This window comes from Hymenobacter sp., from assembly GCF_036388155.1.
Taxonomy (GTDB): domain Bacteria; phylum Bacteroidota; class Bacteroidia; order Cytophagales; family Hymenobacteraceae; genus Hymenobacter.
This window is the reverse complement of record NZ_DASVSI010000177.1, coordinates 28,521-44,769: the sequence shown is the minus strand read 5'-3', so window position 1 is coordinate 44,769 and position 16,249 is coordinate 28,521. Positions and strand designations below refer to the sequence as shown.

Genomic DNA, 16,249 nt, shown 5'->3' with positions numbered 1-16,249 from the left:
AAGCCGACTGGCTGGTGGACGTAGGCCCGGCCGCCGGCGAAAAAGGCGGCCACATCCTCTACAGCGGCCCACCCGAAGGCCTGAAAGCCGTAGCCGAATCGCAGACACGCCAGTTCCTCTTCGACGCGCCCGCGCTGCCTGCCCGGCCGCCCCGCACGCCCACTGGCTGGCTGAAGCTGGCCGGCATCACGCGCAACAACCTCAACCAGCTCGACGTGGAGTTTCCGCTGGGCGTGTTCACTACCATCACCGGCGTATCCGGCTCCGGCAAGTCCAGCCTGGTAAGTCAGGTTTTGGTTGAGCTAGTCGCGCTCGAATTAGGAATGAAGAACGAGGAATCCGGCGCTGAAAACGACGATGCAGACGACTATTCTTCATTCCTAACTCCTCATTCTTCATTGACCGAAGGTCAGATTACCGCCGGCCTGGAGCACGTCAAGCGCCTGGTGCGCGTCGACCAGAAGCCCATTGGCCGCACGCCGCGCTCCAACATGGCCACGTACACCGGCCTGTTCGACCACGTGCGCAAGCTGTTTGCCGCCACCCCCGACGCCCGCAAGCGCCGCTACGACGCCGGCCGCTTCTCCTTCAACGTGGCCAAGGGCCGCTGCGAAAATTGCCAGGGCGAAGGCTTCGTGATGGTGGAATTGCTGTTCCTGCCCAGCGTGTACGCGCCCTGCCCCGTGTGCCACGGCGCCCGCTACAACGCCAAAACCCTCGAAATTCAGTACCGCGGCAAGAACATCGCCGAAGTGCTGGGCCTGACCGTGGACGACGCCTGGGAGTTCTTCGCCGACGAGCCGCCCGTACACCGCGCCCTCACCGTGCTGCGCGAAGTGGGCCTGGGCTACCTGCGCCTCGGCCAGCCGGCCACCGAGCTCAGCGGCGGCGAGGCCCAGCGCATCAAGCTCGCCACCGAGCTGCAGCGCATCGGCCGCGGCACCTCGCTCTACATCCTCGACGAGCCCACCACCGGCCTGCACCCCTCCGACGTGGAAAAACTCATGGTGCAGCTCGAAGGCTTGGTGGAAGCCGGCAACACGGTATCGTGGTAGAGCACGACATGCGCGTGGTGGCGGGTTCTGATTGGGTCATCGACATCGGCCCCGGCGCGGGCGAGGAAGGCGGGCGCGTGGTAGCCGCCGGCCCGCCGCGGGACGTGGCCAAGGTGAAGGCAAGCCGCACGGCGCCGTATTTGAGGGAATTCCTCAGAAGCTAATTTCTGCTGACGACGCCTTGGGTTATTGCTCAGACAATCAACGTTGCCTCACCGTGTTTACCTTGCCCAAAATCCTTTCACTTCTCCCAGTTCGCTCTGCCAATGAAACGCTTTCTACCACTTCTATTCATTGGCCTGCTCGCCGCGGCCTGCCAAAAAGACGACCCCAAACTGGCCCCCCGCGAAGCCGAAGACCCGGACTGGATAAAGCTGGAAATTCCCACCAAGTTTTCAGGTGACGAAGCTTATTCGATAATTGGCGATATCGATAAGACCCTCGTGGTATCAACTAAGGCGCAAGTGTACGTCTCTTCTGACCGGGGCAAAACCTGGCAGGAGACGCAGAATTCCGCCGGCGCCATGTTCGGCTTCGTGATGCGCAACGACACCATTTTTTCACTCAATTTCTCCGGTACTGATAGCCAGGGGCGGAAGACAGCCATCAACGCGGAGTTCTACTCAACGAATTTTGGCCAGACCTGGGCACGCTTCACGCTGCTGCCCAACGGGTACTATAAGGCCCGTGCGTTCAGTCAACCGATTGGCCAACTAACCGCCGGCAGCGTCGCCTACCGCACGCAGGAAAATTTTCAAGCCATGCCCAATTCCTCGTCAAAGCTGGTGCTTGCTTCCGACTTGTTGCGCTCCGCTGGCGGCACCGAAACACCGGTGCGCCTGCCGAGCCGGCACTACCTCAATGGCCTGCATCTTGACGCCCAGCGCCGCTTGTACGTGGGTGCTTCCGGTCTGCGCTTTGACGACAAGGGCAAAGCCATCGACCCAACTGTAAGCTGGCCAGCGGTGGTGTATGTGTCGCGCCAGCCTCTGCCGTAGTCAGAGCTTCTGCTCAGGTATTTTGATTGAAACGACCGCATGGCTGCTCTCTACTTAAAGTCCGCCTTGCTTGCCTGCATGCTCTGTATCGGAGCTTCAGAGTTGCACGCCCAAGCTCCGCCGAGTCCGCCGAGCAGCACGCGGCAGCCTGATGCTCCCCAGGCAACTTACCAGGGCCGTTCGTTTCCGCGCCTGCGCACGCCGGTCGAGAAATTGCCTTGGGCGGGCCAAGCCGAAATACTGCGGTTGGAAACACTATTACAAAGGGCTTATCTGGGCCTGCTGACCGACACCGCCACGGTGCTTCTCCCCGTGCAGGCCGATGTAATAGAGCAAGCCGCCCGCCAGGCCGCCGCCGTGGTGCCCAAATGGAACCACGAGGCCTACCGCCAGGAAGCCGCCTTCTATGTGACCGAGCAAGCCCGCCGTTTCCCGGCCACGAAAAAGCCTTGAATCCAACCGTTGTCAGTCAAGCCAAGAACATAGCCCAAGAACCAGTTCACCGTCATGCTGAGCGGAGTCGAAGCATCTCTACTGCGCCACTAATCAGGTTTAGTACAGCAGTAGAGATGCTTCGACTCCGCTCAGCATGACGGCCTTTTTGCTACTATTGGGCAAGTCATAAACCTGTACTACTCCACCGCCAGCGTGGGATGCTTGGTTCGCAACGCGCCGGGCGCCACCAGCAGCTTGCCGCGGCCCACGGTGCTGACGGTGGCCTCCGGGTCGGAATAGAAATAGGCTCCTTTCTCGACCTCCAGGCGGCCTGCTACCACTATTTTGGTGTAGCGCTGCAATTCCAAGGCACCGTCTTTTTTGATGATGACGCGGGAGGAAGGACCAATGTATAGCTCGGTTGCGCCGGGCGCTTTTGCGTGCAGGGCCAGCACGTTGGCGGCGCCCACCACCACCCGCGCCGAGTCTTGCGAACGAGCGGGTTGCCGGCCCACGTCGAACTTGCCTTGCACGAGGTAGTAGGAATTGCGCGACAAGAATTCCAGCCGCCCGGGAGCCAGCAAGGTGGTGCGGGCCGCCACGGTGTCGCTGCCCAGGTGGAACTCCGTGCGGACCGGCGCGGTGCGGCGCGGCCCGTCGCGAAACACGCTCCGGCCCGTGAAAACGGCCCCGCTCAGGTAGTCTTGGGCCCCCTGCGGCGGGCGGGCCTGGTTCGCCACAAACTCACAGCCGCGAAATACGAAGCCCGTCGAGTCGCCCCGCCATGGCGTAGCGTGCATGAAGTAATCGTGCGTGCCCACGAAGCGGCAGTTGGTGAAGCTCATCTGGCGCGCGTGCTGGTGTGAGAACAGCAGGAAAGGCCCCATGGCGGGCCGGCCGGCGTAGGGCGTGTCTTCGAAGGTGCAGCCCCGAAACTGGGTGGCTTCGGCAGCCGTGGCCGCGTCGCAGCCGTGCACAAAGGCGCCGTGGAACGAGCAGTCTTGAAACAGAAACCCGGGCTGCGTCACCCAGGCCGCCCAGTTGGTGGTGCCCCAGAGCGTGCAGGCCGTCAGCCGGACGTTTTTGGTGATGGCCGGGGCGCGGCCGCCGGGCCGGTCCGACACCAACGCTTGGCCGCCGTTGTCAATTAAGCGGCATCTGATGAACTCAATGTTGGTCCCGTAGCCGCCTTCCGGCTCAACATCGACGCCGGCCGCGGGGTTGGAAAAAAGCACATGCCCGCTGCCCAGGTTTTTCACGCGCCCCGTGTGGCTGAAACTGCAGTTGACGGCTCGGAAGCCGTTCACTCCCGTCAGCGAGAGGCCCTGCCGGCCGTTGTAGTCGCAGGTAGAATTTTCCAGCACGATGTCCTCCCGGTCGGGGTCGTCCACGCTTTTAGCCAAGCGGTTGAGCACCTGAATGGCGTCGCGCCCGAAGTGGTGTATGGCCAGGTTGCGCATGGTGACGCGGCGCGAGTCCTGCACGAAAATGCCGTCGTTGGCCAGTTGAATACCGGTGTCGCCCCAGTGTCCACCCAGCGCCAGCCGCGCGCTGTTGCCGTTCAGAGCCAGGTTGGCAACCCGCACTTGGTCACACTTTTGAAGCACGATGACCGTGTTGCTGAAGGCCCCATAATTCCAATCGACAAAATAGGCCGAAGCCGATTCGAAAGGCTGGTTGGTGGTGGGGTCGAAGGCGCCGTAGCGCATGCCGTCGGCAAAGCGAATTTCGGTGGTGGCGCTGTCCTCTCCCACGATGGCCAGGTTGCGGCAGCTGGTCAGGGCCAGCACGTTTTCGCCCTTGCCGTTGGCGTTTTGCCGCCCCACGATGTACACGCCTTTTGGAATGCGCAGCTCCGCGGGCCCATTGGGCCCAGTGGCCGCGGCCGCCCGCTGATTGAAGAAAGCAGCGGCGCGCTCGAAGGCGGCCTGGTCGTTGGTTTTGCCGTCGCCGACGGCGCCAAAGTCCCGCTTCAAGTCCTTGCGCAGCACGGCTTGTGCGTGCCCGGCGGTGGCGCCGCTTAGCAGCAGGAAAGCCACCGTCACCCATCGAACCACCCGAATTACCGGACGCACTCCTTGCTCCCTCATGTCTGCAAAATCAAGTTCGTTACCGGACGGCCCGCATCACGGGCAAATAAAGCATAGGCTGAAGAGGTAAGGCACTTAGCCAGCCGTTCAGCACTTTAAGCATACTGTCATCCTGAGCTTGCGAAGGACCTTACCACGCCTGAACTGGTGGCAGTAAGCTGAATTCACACAAGCGTGACAAGGTCCTTCGCAAGCTCGGGATGACCAGCTAAAATAGCGAAGCCTGCAACGACTTTGGTAATCCTGTGAATACTGAGCAAACCAATTGGCGAGCGTGCCGATTGTTAGTGCTCCACCTTTCGCAGGACCTTATCATGGACGCCAACCAGCCTTTCCCGCCGCACCTTTTTCGCCGCCAAGACGAAAGCACCGACGCCGAGTTCTACCACCACCCGCGCTTCGTGACGCACATCGACGACCAAGCCATTGCGGCCGTCACGCAGCTCTACCGGGAGTATTTCCCGCCCAACACCGACCTGCTCGACCTGATGAGCAGCTGGGTGAGCCACTTACCCGCCGAGGTGCCCTACCGCCGCGTGGTAGGCCTGGGCATGAACGAAGCCGAGCTCAAAGCCAACCCCCGCCTCGCATCCTACGTGGTGCAGGACCTCAACCAGCAGCCCGCCCTGCCTTTTCAGGACCAGGAGTTCGACGGGGCTGCCATCTGCGTGTCCATTGACTACCTCACCCAACCCGTGGCGGTGCTGCGCGAGCTGGCCCGCGTGCTGCGGCCCGACGCTCCGCTCGTCATCACGTTCTCCAACCGCTGCTTCCCCAGCAAAGCCATTGCCGCCTGGCACCACCTCGACGACCGCGGCCACCTGGCCTTGGTGCAGCAGTACCTGCAAGCAGCCGGCGGCTGGCACGGCATCGAGCTACTCGACCGCAGCCCCCGTCCGCCCGGCCGCTCCGACCCGCTCTTTGCCGTGGTGGCCCGGGTGGCCCCGCGCTGAAGCTCTTGGCTTGATACCGGCGCAAACCGATGGCCGTGAAGAACTACGGCTGGCACAACGAAGTGGCCGCCAAAGCCCGCCAGAGCGTGGAAGACGGCTTCGTTAACTACCCCCAATCGTGCGCGGCTCGAACGGCAAGACCTACATCGTGGCCGAGCAGTGCAAAGTGCTGGGCGACGGCCTGGGCATTGCCCGGCCACGGCGGCGTGGGGTTGCCGCGCTCCGGCAGTCAGCAGCTGGATGCCTTCGGCCTTGAAAGCAGGCGTGAATTTGTTGCACGCAACGGGCAGCTGCGGACTCGTCTCTTTTGATTCAGGGACAGTAGATTAAGGCGTCACGGTGGCTGTTCTGACTGGGCTGTTCTACCCATTGGCATTAGAATAAGGCTAATGGTCCAGTCTATAGTAACAACTACCTGTATATTTGGTAGCATTCACTCCTGTTCACCGGCCGTTTCCTTTCCCTCATGATAAATCATTACGTGCGCTTATTCGCCGACTACCTACGGGAAGTGGCGTCCATTCTTCTTCGGCCTCGCCTCCTGCTAGGGGTACTGGGCGTGCTGCTGGCCATCGCGGCTCAGGCTCAGCAGGGGCCGGCTTCGGCGGGCTTTTTCCGCGACGATGTCGCGGCGCGTCGGGCGGCGTCGGCGTCGCCGTTGGCGGCGGCCCTCACGGCTTCCCGCGCCCTCACCCTCAACGAACCGGGCCTGCGGACGGCCCTGGCCACGGCGCCCCTCGAAAGCCTGCGCGGTGCCAAACCGCTGGTGCTCGTTTTGCCCCGGCCCGACGGCACCAACGCCCGCTTTGCGGTGCGGGAAGCGCCCATCATGGCGCCAGCCCTGGCGGCGCAGTTTCCCACCATCAAAACGTATGTGGGGGTCGGCCTCGACGATGCGGGGGCCACGGTGCGGCTCGACCTGACGCCGCGCGGCTTTCACGCCCAGGTGCTATCGGCCAAGACCGGTGACTTTTTCATCGACCCCACCACCAAAACCAACACTTCGCACTACCTGAGCTTCTGGCGGCGCGACATGCCGGGCCGCCAGGTTGAGTGCGGAACCAAGGACTCGGGCGCCCTGCCGCTCGGCACGGGCGCCGGCAAAACGGCCCAGCGCACCAGCGGCCCGGTGCTGCGCACCTACCGCCTGGCCGTGGCCGCTACCGGCGAATACACGGCCTTCCAGGGCGGCACCGTGAGCGGCGCATTCGCCGGCATCGTCACGTCGGTAAACCGCGTGGTGGGCGTGTACGAGAAGGAACTGGCCGTGCGCTTGGTGCTGGTGGCCAACAACGCCGCGCTGGTGTATGCCGACGCAGCCACCGACCCCTACACCAACGGCAACGCCAACAACGCCCTGCTGGCCGAAAACCAAGCCAACATCGACGCCCTCATCGGGTCGGCCAACTACGACGTTGGGCACGTGTTTAGCACGGCCAGCGGCGGGGTGGCGGGCCTGGGCGTGGTGTGCCGCAACGGTCAGAAAGCCCGGGGCACCACCGGCACGTCGTCGCCGGTGGGCGACGCCTTCGACATCGACTACGTGGCCCACGAGATAGGGCACCAATTTGGCGGCAGCCACACCTTCAACGGGAACACCGGCAGCTGCGCCGGCACCACCCGCAGCGCGGCCAATGCCTACGAGCCGGGTTCGGGCACGACCATCATGGCCTACGCGGGCATTTGCGGCACGGCCAACAACCTGCAACGCAACTCCGACCCCTACTTCCACATCGCCAGCTACGAGCAGATTCAGGCCTACATCGCCACCACGAGCTGCGCCGTAACCACGGCCTCGGGCAACGCGCCGCCGCGCATCACGCTGCCCGCCAGCAACAAAGTGCTGCCCGTCGGCACGCCCTTCAAGCTTACGGCCAGCGCTTTCGACCCCGACGACGACGCCTTGAGCTACTGCTGGGAGGAATACGACCTGGGAGCCGCTGGTTCGCCCACGGCGGCCCAGGTCACTAACGCTTCCGTTCCCATTTTTCGCTCGTTTAACCCCACCACGGATGGTACCCGCTATTTCCCGCGCCTGGCCAGCCTCGTGAACAACACGACCGTGCTGGGCGAGCGCCTGCCCACGGTAACGCGCCCGCTCCGGTTTCGGGTGACGGTGCGCGACCAGAACAACGGCAGCCAGGGCATCATCGGCGGCGTAAACAGCAGCGACATAGTCACGCTAAGCAGCACCGCCGCCGCCGGCCCGTTCCTCGTGACGGCCCCCGACGCGGCGGGCATCAGCTGGGCGGGCGGCAGCAGCCAGGCCATTACCTGGAACGAGGCCGGCACCACCGCCAACGACGTGAATTGCGCGACCGTTAACATTCGCCTCAGCACCGACGGCGGCCTCACCTACCCCACCCTGTTGCTGAGCGGCACCGCCAACGACGGCTCAGAGAACGTGACGCTGCCCAACGTGGCCACCACCACGGCCCGCATCATGGTGGAAGCGGCCGACAACTACTTCTTCGACATTTCGAACGAGAACTTCGCCATCACCACCGGCACGGCCTGCGCCGCGCCGACCAGTCCGGCGGTTAGCAACATCACCCGCACCTCGGCCAACCTCAGCTTTGGAGCCAGCGGGGCCGCCAGCTACACCATTCGCACCGAGCCGGCCACCACGACCCAGACCGTGACCGGCACCACGGCCAGCCTCACGGGCCTGACGCCCGGCCTGACCTACACGGTGTTCGTCCAGGGCGACTGCGGCGCGGGCAGCCTATCAACCGCGACGGCCGTTGCCTTCAGCACGCTGTCGCCGCCGGTGTGCAATCCGGCCACCAACCTGCAGCTCGTGAGCACCACGACTTCGGCGGCTAGCGTGTCGTTCACGGCCAGCACGTCCAACCCAGCCGACTACACCGTGACGACCTCCCCGGCCACCACCACCCAGACCATCACGGCCTCGCCCCTCAACCTGACGGGCCTGGCCGCGGGCACCACCTACACCGTCACCATCACGAGCAATTGCACCAGCGCAGGCCTCACCGGCACCGAAACGCTGACCTTTACCACGCGGCCCCTCAACGACGAGTGCGCGGGCGCCGTGGCGCTCCCGGCGGGCACCACCTGCGTCACCACGGCGGGCAGCGTGCTCGGGGCCACCGAGTCGCAGCCGGCCAGCGCGTGCAGCGGGGCCACCAGCTCTTCGGCCAACGACGTGTGGTACAGCTTCGTGGCCAACGGCCCCACCTACGGCGTCACGGCCACCAGCGCCTTCGACGGCGTGCTGGAAGTATTCAGCGGCAGCTGCGGCACCCTGAGCAGCCTGGGCTGCGCGGACGTGGCCGGCCCCAACGGCAGCGAAACCGTCGCGCTCACCGGCTTCGTGGCGGGCAACACGTACTACGTGCGCTACTTCGCCTACAACGGCGCGCAGGGCACCGGCAGCTTCACCCTCTGCGTCCGGACGCTGACCGACCTCATCGTCAGCACGCCGCAGGTAGTGGGCGGGGCGTACTTCAACGTGACGGTGACCGGCACCGGCGCGGCCACCCTCAACGACAACCTGATTGTAGGCGGTGTCATGACCGTGCAAAGTGGCGGCTCGGTGCAAACCGATGCGACCGACTATTACATCCAAGGCGCGGGCCGCTTTGTATTGGAAGCCGGGGCCACGCTCATCGAAACCAACACCGCTGGCATCACCAACACCGGTTCGGGCGGCTTCTTGTTCCCCGCTGCGCCGCTGTCGCTCAGCACGGGCGCCAACTACGTGTATGCCGCCGCCGCGGCCCAGGTAACGGGGGCGCTGCTGCCCAGCAGCGTGCGCAACCTCACCGTCAACAACAGCGCGGGCCTCAGCCTCACCAACGGCGTAAACGTGGCCCAGGTGCTGCGCCTGCAAAGCGGCAACCTGACCCTCGGCACCCGCCGCCTGCTGCTCCGCTCGTCGGCCACGGGCACCGCACTGGTCGATAACACGGGCGGCGTGGTAAACGGAACCGGCGGCGCCATGCAGCGCGCCCTGACGGGCGGCGTAACCGCCGGGCCTGCTTACCGCCACTTTAGCTCGCCCGTCCGGGCGGTGGCCTTCGACAGCCTGCGCACGGGCGGCTTTGTGCCCGTGGTGAATCCGGCGTACAATGCCAGCGCTACGCCCAGTGCGGTGGCGCCCTTCCCCACGATATTCGGGTACGATGAGAGCCGCATTGCCACGGTAGCCTCCACCTACAGCGACTTCGACAAGGGCTGGTTTTCGCCCGCCAGCCTGAGCGACCCCATGCAGCCCACCCGCGGCTACACCGTGAATGCCCCGGCCACCGCCCGGCCGGTACGCTTCACGGGCACCTTCAACACGGGCGACCAAAGCTCGGGCCCCCTCACGCGGACCAACGCCACCGATGCGGCGGGCTGGCAGCTGTTGGGCAACCCCTACCCCTCGCCGCTGGACTGGAGCACCGTGGCCGCCTCCCAGCGCCCCGGGGTCAGCGCCGCCATGTACGTGTACCAAAGCACCGGGCAGTACGCCGGCGCCTACCGCGCGTACCTCAACGGCATTGGGGGCGCGTCGCCGCTGATTGAGGCGGGCTCGGGCTACTTCGTGCAGGTAGCCGCGGCCGGCACGCCCGGCGCCGTGAACCTGACCAACGCCAACCGCGTCACCACCTTTGGCGCCCAGAACGCCTTTGGCCGCCAAACTGCCGACTCGCGTCCGCAACTGCACTTGCGCGTGGCCGGCGCCAGCCTCACCGACGAGACCTTCCTCTACCTCCAGGCGGGGGCCACGGCCGGCGTCGATGCCGAGTACGATGCCGTGAAGCTGCCCAACACCACCGGCCTGAACTTGGCTTCGCTCGCCGCGGGCACGGCGCTCGCCATTCAGGGCCTGGCCCCGCTGGCCGGCACCGCCGAGGTAGCGATACCGCTGGCGCTGGACGTGCCCGCCGCCGGTAGCTTCGCCTTGGAGGCCACCGACCTGGCCAATTTCGGCACCACGGCCGTGTTCCTGCGCGATGCTGCCACCGGGAACCTGCTTCCCCTGGCGAGTGGCACGCGCTACACCTTCACGCTGGCCACGCCCACGGCGGCGGGTGGGCGCTTCGCCATTGTGCTGCGCCCAGCCACGGCCCTGGCCACCCAGCCCGCGCTGACCGCAACGCAGGTTACGGTGTACCCCAACCCGGCCCGCGCCAGCTTCACGGTGGCCGTGCCCGCGGTGGGCAGCGCCAGCCGCGTCGAAGCCGAATTGCTCAACGTGCTGGGCCAAGTGGTGCGCCGGCAGTCCGTCGCCCTGCCCTCCAGCGGCGCCCTCTTTGTGGTGCCAACCGCTGAGCTCGCCACCGGTGTGTACCTGCTGCGCCTGCAAGCCGGGGCCGCCACCGTCACCAAGCGCGTGGTGATTGAGTAGCCGGCACAACGCACTTGCTCATAGCAAAAAGACCCGGCCAATTGGCCGGGTCTTTTTAGTATAGCGAATTAGAAGCTGTTTGAGTTAGCAAAATTTGAGGATGCGGCGAACGTTAGCCCATGTTATTCAAGCGTTGGCCCGTGTCAAGAGGCGGTCATATTCCTTCGATAAGGGGCGATTGGCGCTGAGCCAAGTCAAGGAGCGCTCGACGAGCCAGCGCTTTTTATGAATGCAAAAGTTATTCTTTTCCAGCACAATACGCGCCGGCTTCTCGAACTGCAAGCCGTAGTGCTGCCGCACCTGGTCGGTGAAGAGCCCAGCAAATGAGCTGTCGCCCATCACCACCGGCCCCTGGCCGAGCAGCGGGTGCCGGGCGGCGGCCTCATCCCAGAACGTGATGGCCGCCGCGTCCGACACATTGGCTGCCACCACTCGGATGGCCAGCACGTTGCCCAGCGTGTCAATCACTACCAGGCGCTTGCGCTCCTTGACCAGTTTGCCTGCGTTGAAACCCACCGTGGCCCCGCAGCCGTCGCCGCATTTTTGACGCTTTGTGTGTCAATTATGACACAGCTAGGCTGCGCTTTCTGGGGGTGTTTTCCTGGCAATCTACAGTCAAGTACGTGTTAAGCTCGTCCAGGATGCCTTCCTGCTGCCACTTGGTAAAATACTAGTATACCGTGCCCCAGGGCGGGAAACCACCGGGTAAGTCGCGCCACAACCCCCCATTTTCGAGCACATACAGCACTGCATTGCCCCCTTCTGTTAGCGTCCGCTTGCTCCGCCGACGCACCCGCAACAGCGGCTCCAACCACTGCCAATTACGAGATGAGAGGTCGGAACTATACCGTGTGCGCTGCGCTATATCTTCCATACCCCGGATTTAACTCAAACAGCTTCTAAGGCGTTGGCTGCTGGGCTGCGCGAGGCTATCCAGTTCGGCTCTTGCCGAGCCGATTCCGAAGGCTTACCGTACCTCTACACCGATTGTATGGAGCCCAGCAATGACTAACACTGGCTTCCTTTTCCCTGGCTCTTTTCAGCTTGAGTAGAACTTATCAAGTCTATTTGTTTAACCAAATAGCAGATATTGGAAACAGCGGCACTGTATGCCAGAGGGTTATAGGCCACAAATAGCGCGCAAGTATCAAATCAATTTGAACGAATGCTGTCCAGGATTCGTAAACATTGCCTAGATTTGTGAAACACTCCACAAAAAAGAGGCAGCCCAGCACACGGCCAGACTGCCTCAGTCAAACTACCGGAGTTACCGGAGAAGATGAGTGACAAGGAGAAGGCCAACGCCTTTTCCTAAGCCACCCATTAACCCTAAAAAGACAGCCACAGCAGCCGCTTTCAGTAGTTTTAGCACACGGTCCTTTTTCATTGAGTCAGAAGAAAGGGTGTACAGCCACCCACTTCTTGAAGCCCTTGCGTCGCCACAACGCAGGGGCTTCGCTTTTCCCTCTATCAGGAAAACGCGACACCCGGTGTGGGACTACTCGTGTGATATGCCAAAGATAATAGGGGTGTTTCCGCCTATTGTCAAGAACGTCAGTTTTTTATTCCGTTAGTTTTTTAGTAAGGCTATCCTTAGAAAACATAACTTACTATGAAATTCATTGTATCATCCTCCGCGCTCAGTGCCGGGTTTTCTGTACGTGTGCCTAGTTGAGTTAAAACGAAACAGGGGCTGTATGTGTGAAAACTGACCTACCGGGGCCGCTGGCAAAGGCGCAGTATTTGGGGCACTGAATCCTGTTGACCCGGTAGGCCACATTCAGACGCCGCCCCTAAGACAAGCCAATCTTATCTGCGACTAGCATACTATCGAGCTATGGATTACTTATATCAACTGCCTGACGAGGACCGAGAGGAAGAGGGTTTCATCAGGGCATCCAACTACGCATTGAGTGAATTTTTAAAACTTGACTTAAAAGGCATTACAGCTAAAGAGGTTGATGAGTTCATTACGGATGCTTGGTGGAAACACATCGAAAAGAGTGACTTAAGCGATGAAGAAGCGAATGACCTGCTTGAACGCATTCAAGATGAAAACGGAGCGCACATACCTTACTCAGCAGGCTGGCCAACCCGTTTTGCTGGGCTCGTTGAGGACACTCCCTTATATAGTATAGAGTTAAGGGTAAACGTTTGGGTAGTTGACAAACATAGATTTATTTATTGGCGGCCTGTCGACGCGTACTACGTTCGGTATCACTGGCAGATATTGCAGGAACGGGTACACGAACTGACCATTGAAGCCTCACCCGAAGCTAATCACATCAAAATACCGCGCTTGAATGCCGCTATTGACTGGCTGAAGGGATATGAGCAACGGTTGGCTACAGCTCAAGAGGTACAAGTCAGCAAGACTGTGCCATTAGCATGGCAGGGTAGCAAGGCCGAATTAGTTGAGCTAGGGTATTCCTTACTTGAAAGCGGAGTAGTAGCCGCGCCTAATCGGGCGGGGGCTGTAAAAAAACTGGGAGAGTTGTTCGGTATAGAACTAGGGGACAATCCAGCTACACACTTACAAACCATTCAAAAGCGGAAGCCAGGCGGCCTAATTACTCCCCTCCTCGACCAACTGCGGGAAGCTTTTGTACAATACATGAACCGTAAGGACGAAAGTGAGGCAGACCGGCGCAAGAGAAAACGTGAGAAGAAAAACACTGCTTAGCAGGCGCTTAGTATAGCGCTTCCAATCAGGTGAAGTAGTCGCTTTGTGGCAGCAACTGTAAGTATACCAGTGCTACCCATAGGATGCATATCACCCAAGAGGACCTGCGGCCGAATCACTATGAGCTTCTAACGTGTTACCATCGCTTCGATTCAATTAAAACTGTGGCTCCAACTGCCGCAACCGCGTTATTATACTGCCTAGCGCCTGATACTCTTTACTTGCCAACGCAAGCGCTGCACTTGCTCGAACTGACTGGGGCTTGTAACCCGGCGGCTACCCTGCGCGATGCCTTGGCCAATGGCTGGCTTGTTCAGGAAGCCACACATATTGGAGAAATAAGCTACTCCGGTCGCTGCTGGTTGCCAACTTGGCGAGTTAGGGAACCGCATACTCCCACGGTTGAGCCAGTGAGAGAAGAACAAGTTTTATGCTGCATCCATACTCACTAGGTAAGGCGTGTACTCCTACGCGTACCCTTAGAAAGAAAAAAGGCCGTTCTCCCTATGGAAAACGGCCTTTTAGGTAGCGGGGACTGGACTCGAACCAGTGACCTTTGGGTTATGAGCCCAACGAGCTACCAACTGCTCCACCCCGCACTGTTTGTGATACAAAGGTAAGGTAACTTTTGGGTAATTCCACAAAAAAACTCATTTGAGCGCCGTGGCGGGGGTGAAGCCGTGGTACTCAGCCACAAAAAAACCGGGCTTTTCAGGCGACGGGGCGGCGCTGGTCGTATAGAGTGGTGCTTAGTTCTGATATTTTGTCCACGTTATGACCCCGCTTTCCTTCACCACGCCGCGCACGGCCCGGTACCTGAGCTTGGGCGAGCCCGGGCCGGCCATCGAGCACGTGTGGGTGTGCCTGCACGACCACGGCCAACCCGTGGCCGACCTCGCCCAACAACTCGCCAACCTCGACACGCCCGAGCGCCTGCTGGTGCTGCCCGAAGCCCTGAGTCGGCACGAACTGCCGGTTATCAACGGCGAAGTCCCACGGACGGGGGCTACCTGGTTTGCGGCCGACTCGCTGCTGGCCGACCTCGCCGACCTTGGCACCTACCTCAATGGCCTCGTGCAGGAAGTGTTGGCGGGCTGCCCGCCGGGCACGCCGCTCACGGTGCTGGGCTACGGCCACGGGGCGGCGGCTGCCTGCCGGTGGCTGGCAAGCAACGGCGTGGACTACGACCGATTGATTCTGTACGCCGCCGTGTTTCCGCCCGAGATTGACCGGCGAGCCACGTTGGTGGCGTTGCCGGAGCGGCCGGTGCTGGTGGTGAGCACCACCACCGACACCTACTCGCCCGAAGCGGCCGGCGAGGGCCTGATGCAGGACTTGTTGGATGTGGGCCTGAGCGCCCAGCAGCGGCTGGTCGACGCCGGGCCGCCGCTGCCGTTGGCAGTGTTGGGTGCCAGCAACGAGGCCTGAGCGGCACACTGCTGCGGCCTTGTATGTAGGAGTTTGAGGTACGAGCGGCGCTAATGGCGTTCTTGCCTCGGCGGCGACGGATGCAGCGCTACGCGTGTTTGGGCGCCGGCTGCTTGAAGGCGTACCGAAATCGCTCCTTGATTTTATCAATTGGAGCTTCCACGAAACGCCAGGAGGCGGCACTTATGATGGCTAGCACTGGAAGGAGGACCACCAGGAGGGGGCCTGCTCCCATCCAGAAACTGCGGCCGCTGGCATCGGGCACTAGGTGGTAAACCAGGCGCTGCCAGAAAACCAGCAACGGCAAATGAAACAGATACATCGCGTAGCTGCGCTTGCCGACCCACTGCACTACGGGATGGTGCAAGCCCAAACGCTGGCCAGCACCGGATGCGCACAGCAGCCAGCCAATGGTCAAAAAATCTGCCATTGCCAGCCAAATGGCTTGGCTACTGGCCCAGCCCGCAGCCCAGGCACCCGTAAAATCCGGCAGCAAACGTAGGGCAATCCAACCGAGCCAGGCCAGCAGCACGTACCAGCCCTTGGCAACGCTCGCCAACCACGACGGTTCCAGCCGCAGCAACGCTCCCAGCGCAAACAAATCAATGTTGGTGGGCAACAGCAGGTGCACCATGCTCGGCCCTACCCAAGCCGACCACAGCGCCCGAAATAGCCAGGACAGCGCCACCAGGGCCAGCAAGAAATTAATCCGTTTGCCTATTATGCCCAACATGATGGGCCAAAGCAAGTAGAATTGCATCTCGATGGCAATAGTCCAGAAATGCCCCATGCCATCGGGCCAGCCGCCACGCTTGTAAATCAGCAGGTTGGCCCCTGGCAGCAGAAACCACCCCGGCGACTCTCGCACGGCGGCCAACGGGAGCAGCGCGCACCCCGCTAAGGCCAAGTAGTACAACGGCACGATGCGCAGCCCCCGCCGCAGGTAGAACGTGCCCAGCCGGCGCCGCCATCCCCCCGGCGCTCCCACGTAGGCGTCGTATTTCCAGATGATGCCCGAAACGAGGTAGCCACTAAGCACGAAAAAGATGCTGGGGCCGAGTTCGCCCAGCGGAAAGGCGGGCCGGAGCCAGTGTTGAATCAGCACAATGCCCACGGCTACCGCCCGAAGGCTAGTAAGTTCGGCACGGTAGGCAAGGGCAGTGAGGGGCGCGGCGGGCATGAAGCGTAGTGGAGAATCCCGCCGGGGCGGCCCGCAAAATACGCTTCTGCCCGGGCAGAAACCGGCCGAAC

Annotated in this window: 10 protein-coding genes, 1 tRNA gene and 1 pseudogene; 7 read left to right on the top strand and 5 right to left on the bottom strand. The window is 62.0% G+C overall.

The features are described 5' to 3' along the window. The 3 genes and pseudogenes from VF629_RS25085 to VF629_RS25070 all read left to right on the top strand — a co-directional run. Positions 1-1,219, top strand: a pseudogene (locus tag VF629_RS25085) (excinuclease ABC subunit A); the annotation flags it as partial. A 102-nt stretch (positions 1,220-1,321) separates the two neighbouring features. After that, positions 1,322-2,053 carry a hypothetical protein gene (locus VF629_RS25075; RefSeq protein ID WP_331061261.1) on the top strand — a complete coding sequence of 244 codons (732 nt, stop codon included), beginning with the start codon at positions 1,322-1,324 and terminating at the stop codon, positions 2,051-2,053. A gap of 78 nt (positions 2,054-2,131) precedes the next feature. Then, complete coding sequence (locus tag VF629_RS25070) at positions 2,132-2,506, top strand: hypothetical protein (RefSeq protein WP_331061260.1); 375 nt, start codon at positions 2,132-2,134, stop codon at positions 2,504-2,506. 179 nt (positions 2,507-2,685) lie between these two features. Here the strand turns inward: VF629_RS25070 and VF629_RS25065 are convergent, their stop codons facing one another. Continuing rightward, on the bottom strand, positions 2,686-4,578 hold the full coding sequence (locus tag VF629_RS25065) for a right-handed parallel beta-helix repeat-containing protein (protein WP_331061259.1): 1,893 nt from the start codon (positions 4,576-4,578) through the stop codon (positions 2,686-2,688). Between the two features lie 314 nt (positions 4,579-4,892). Here VF629_RS25065 and VF629_RS25060 point away from each other — a divergent pair, with 314 nt between their 5' ends. Both VF629_RS25060 and VF629_RS25055 read left to right on the top strand, forming a co-directional pair. After that, positions 4,893-5,531, top strand: a complete 639-nt coding sequence (locus VF629_RS25060; RefSeq protein ID WP_331061258.1) for a class I SAM-dependent methyltransferase — start codon at positions 4,893-4,895, stop codon at positions 5,529-5,531. A gap of 466 nt (positions 5,532-5,997) precedes the next feature. Continuing rightward, a complete protein-coding gene (locus tag VF629_RS25055; RefSeq protein ID WP_331061257.1) occupies positions 5,998-10,887 on the top strand; it encodes a reprolysin-like metallopeptidase in 4,890 nt (1,629 codons plus the stop codon). Between the two features lie 126 nt (positions 10,888-11,013). Here the strand turns inward: VF629_RS25055 and VF629_RS25050 are convergent, their stop codons facing one another. Together VF629_RS25050 and VF629_RS25865 are read right to left on the bottom strand one after the other, a co-directional pair. Next, on the bottom strand, positions 11,014-11,403 hold the full coding sequence (locus VF629_RS25050) for a hypothetical protein (protein WP_331061256.1): 390 nt from the start codon (positions 11,401-11,403) through the stop codon (positions 11,014-11,016). Positions 11,404-11,557: 154 nt separating this feature from the next. Then, positions 11,558-11,761, bottom strand: coding sequence for a transposase (locus VF629_RS25865; RefSeq protein WP_414653935.1), 204 nt, complete (start codon positions 11,759-11,761; stop codon positions 11,558-11,560). A 963-nt stretch (positions 11,762-12,724) separates the two neighbouring features. On the opposite strand from VF629_RS25865, the gene VF629_RS25045 reads away from it, so the two are divergent. Beyond that, complete coding sequence (locus VF629_RS25045) at positions 12,725-13,570, top strand: RteC domain-containing protein (protein WP_331061255.1); 846 nt, start codon at positions 12,725-12,727, stop codon at positions 13,568-13,570. Between the two features lie 526 nt (positions 13,571-14,096). Here VF629_RS25045 and VF629_RS25040 read toward each other — a convergent pair. Further along, positions 14,097-14,169 (bottom strand) — tRNA-Met (locus VF629_RS25040). A 175-nt stretch (positions 14,170-14,344) separates the two neighbouring features. Here VF629_RS25040 and VF629_RS25035 point away from each other — a divergent pair. Next, entirely contained in the window at positions 14,345-14,998 is a 654-nt protein-coding gene (locus VF629_RS25035; RefSeq protein WP_331061254.1) for a hypothetical protein, read from the top strand. 88 nt (positions 14,999-15,086) lie between these two features. Here the strand turns inward: VF629_RS25035 and VF629_RS25030 are convergent, their stop codons facing one another. After that, complete coding sequence (locus tag VF629_RS25030; RefSeq protein ID WP_331061253.1) at positions 15,087-16,178, bottom strand: acyltransferase; 1,092 nt, start codon at positions 16,176-16,178, stop codon at positions 15,087-15,089. Positions 16,179-16,249 lie beyond the last annotated feature (71 nt).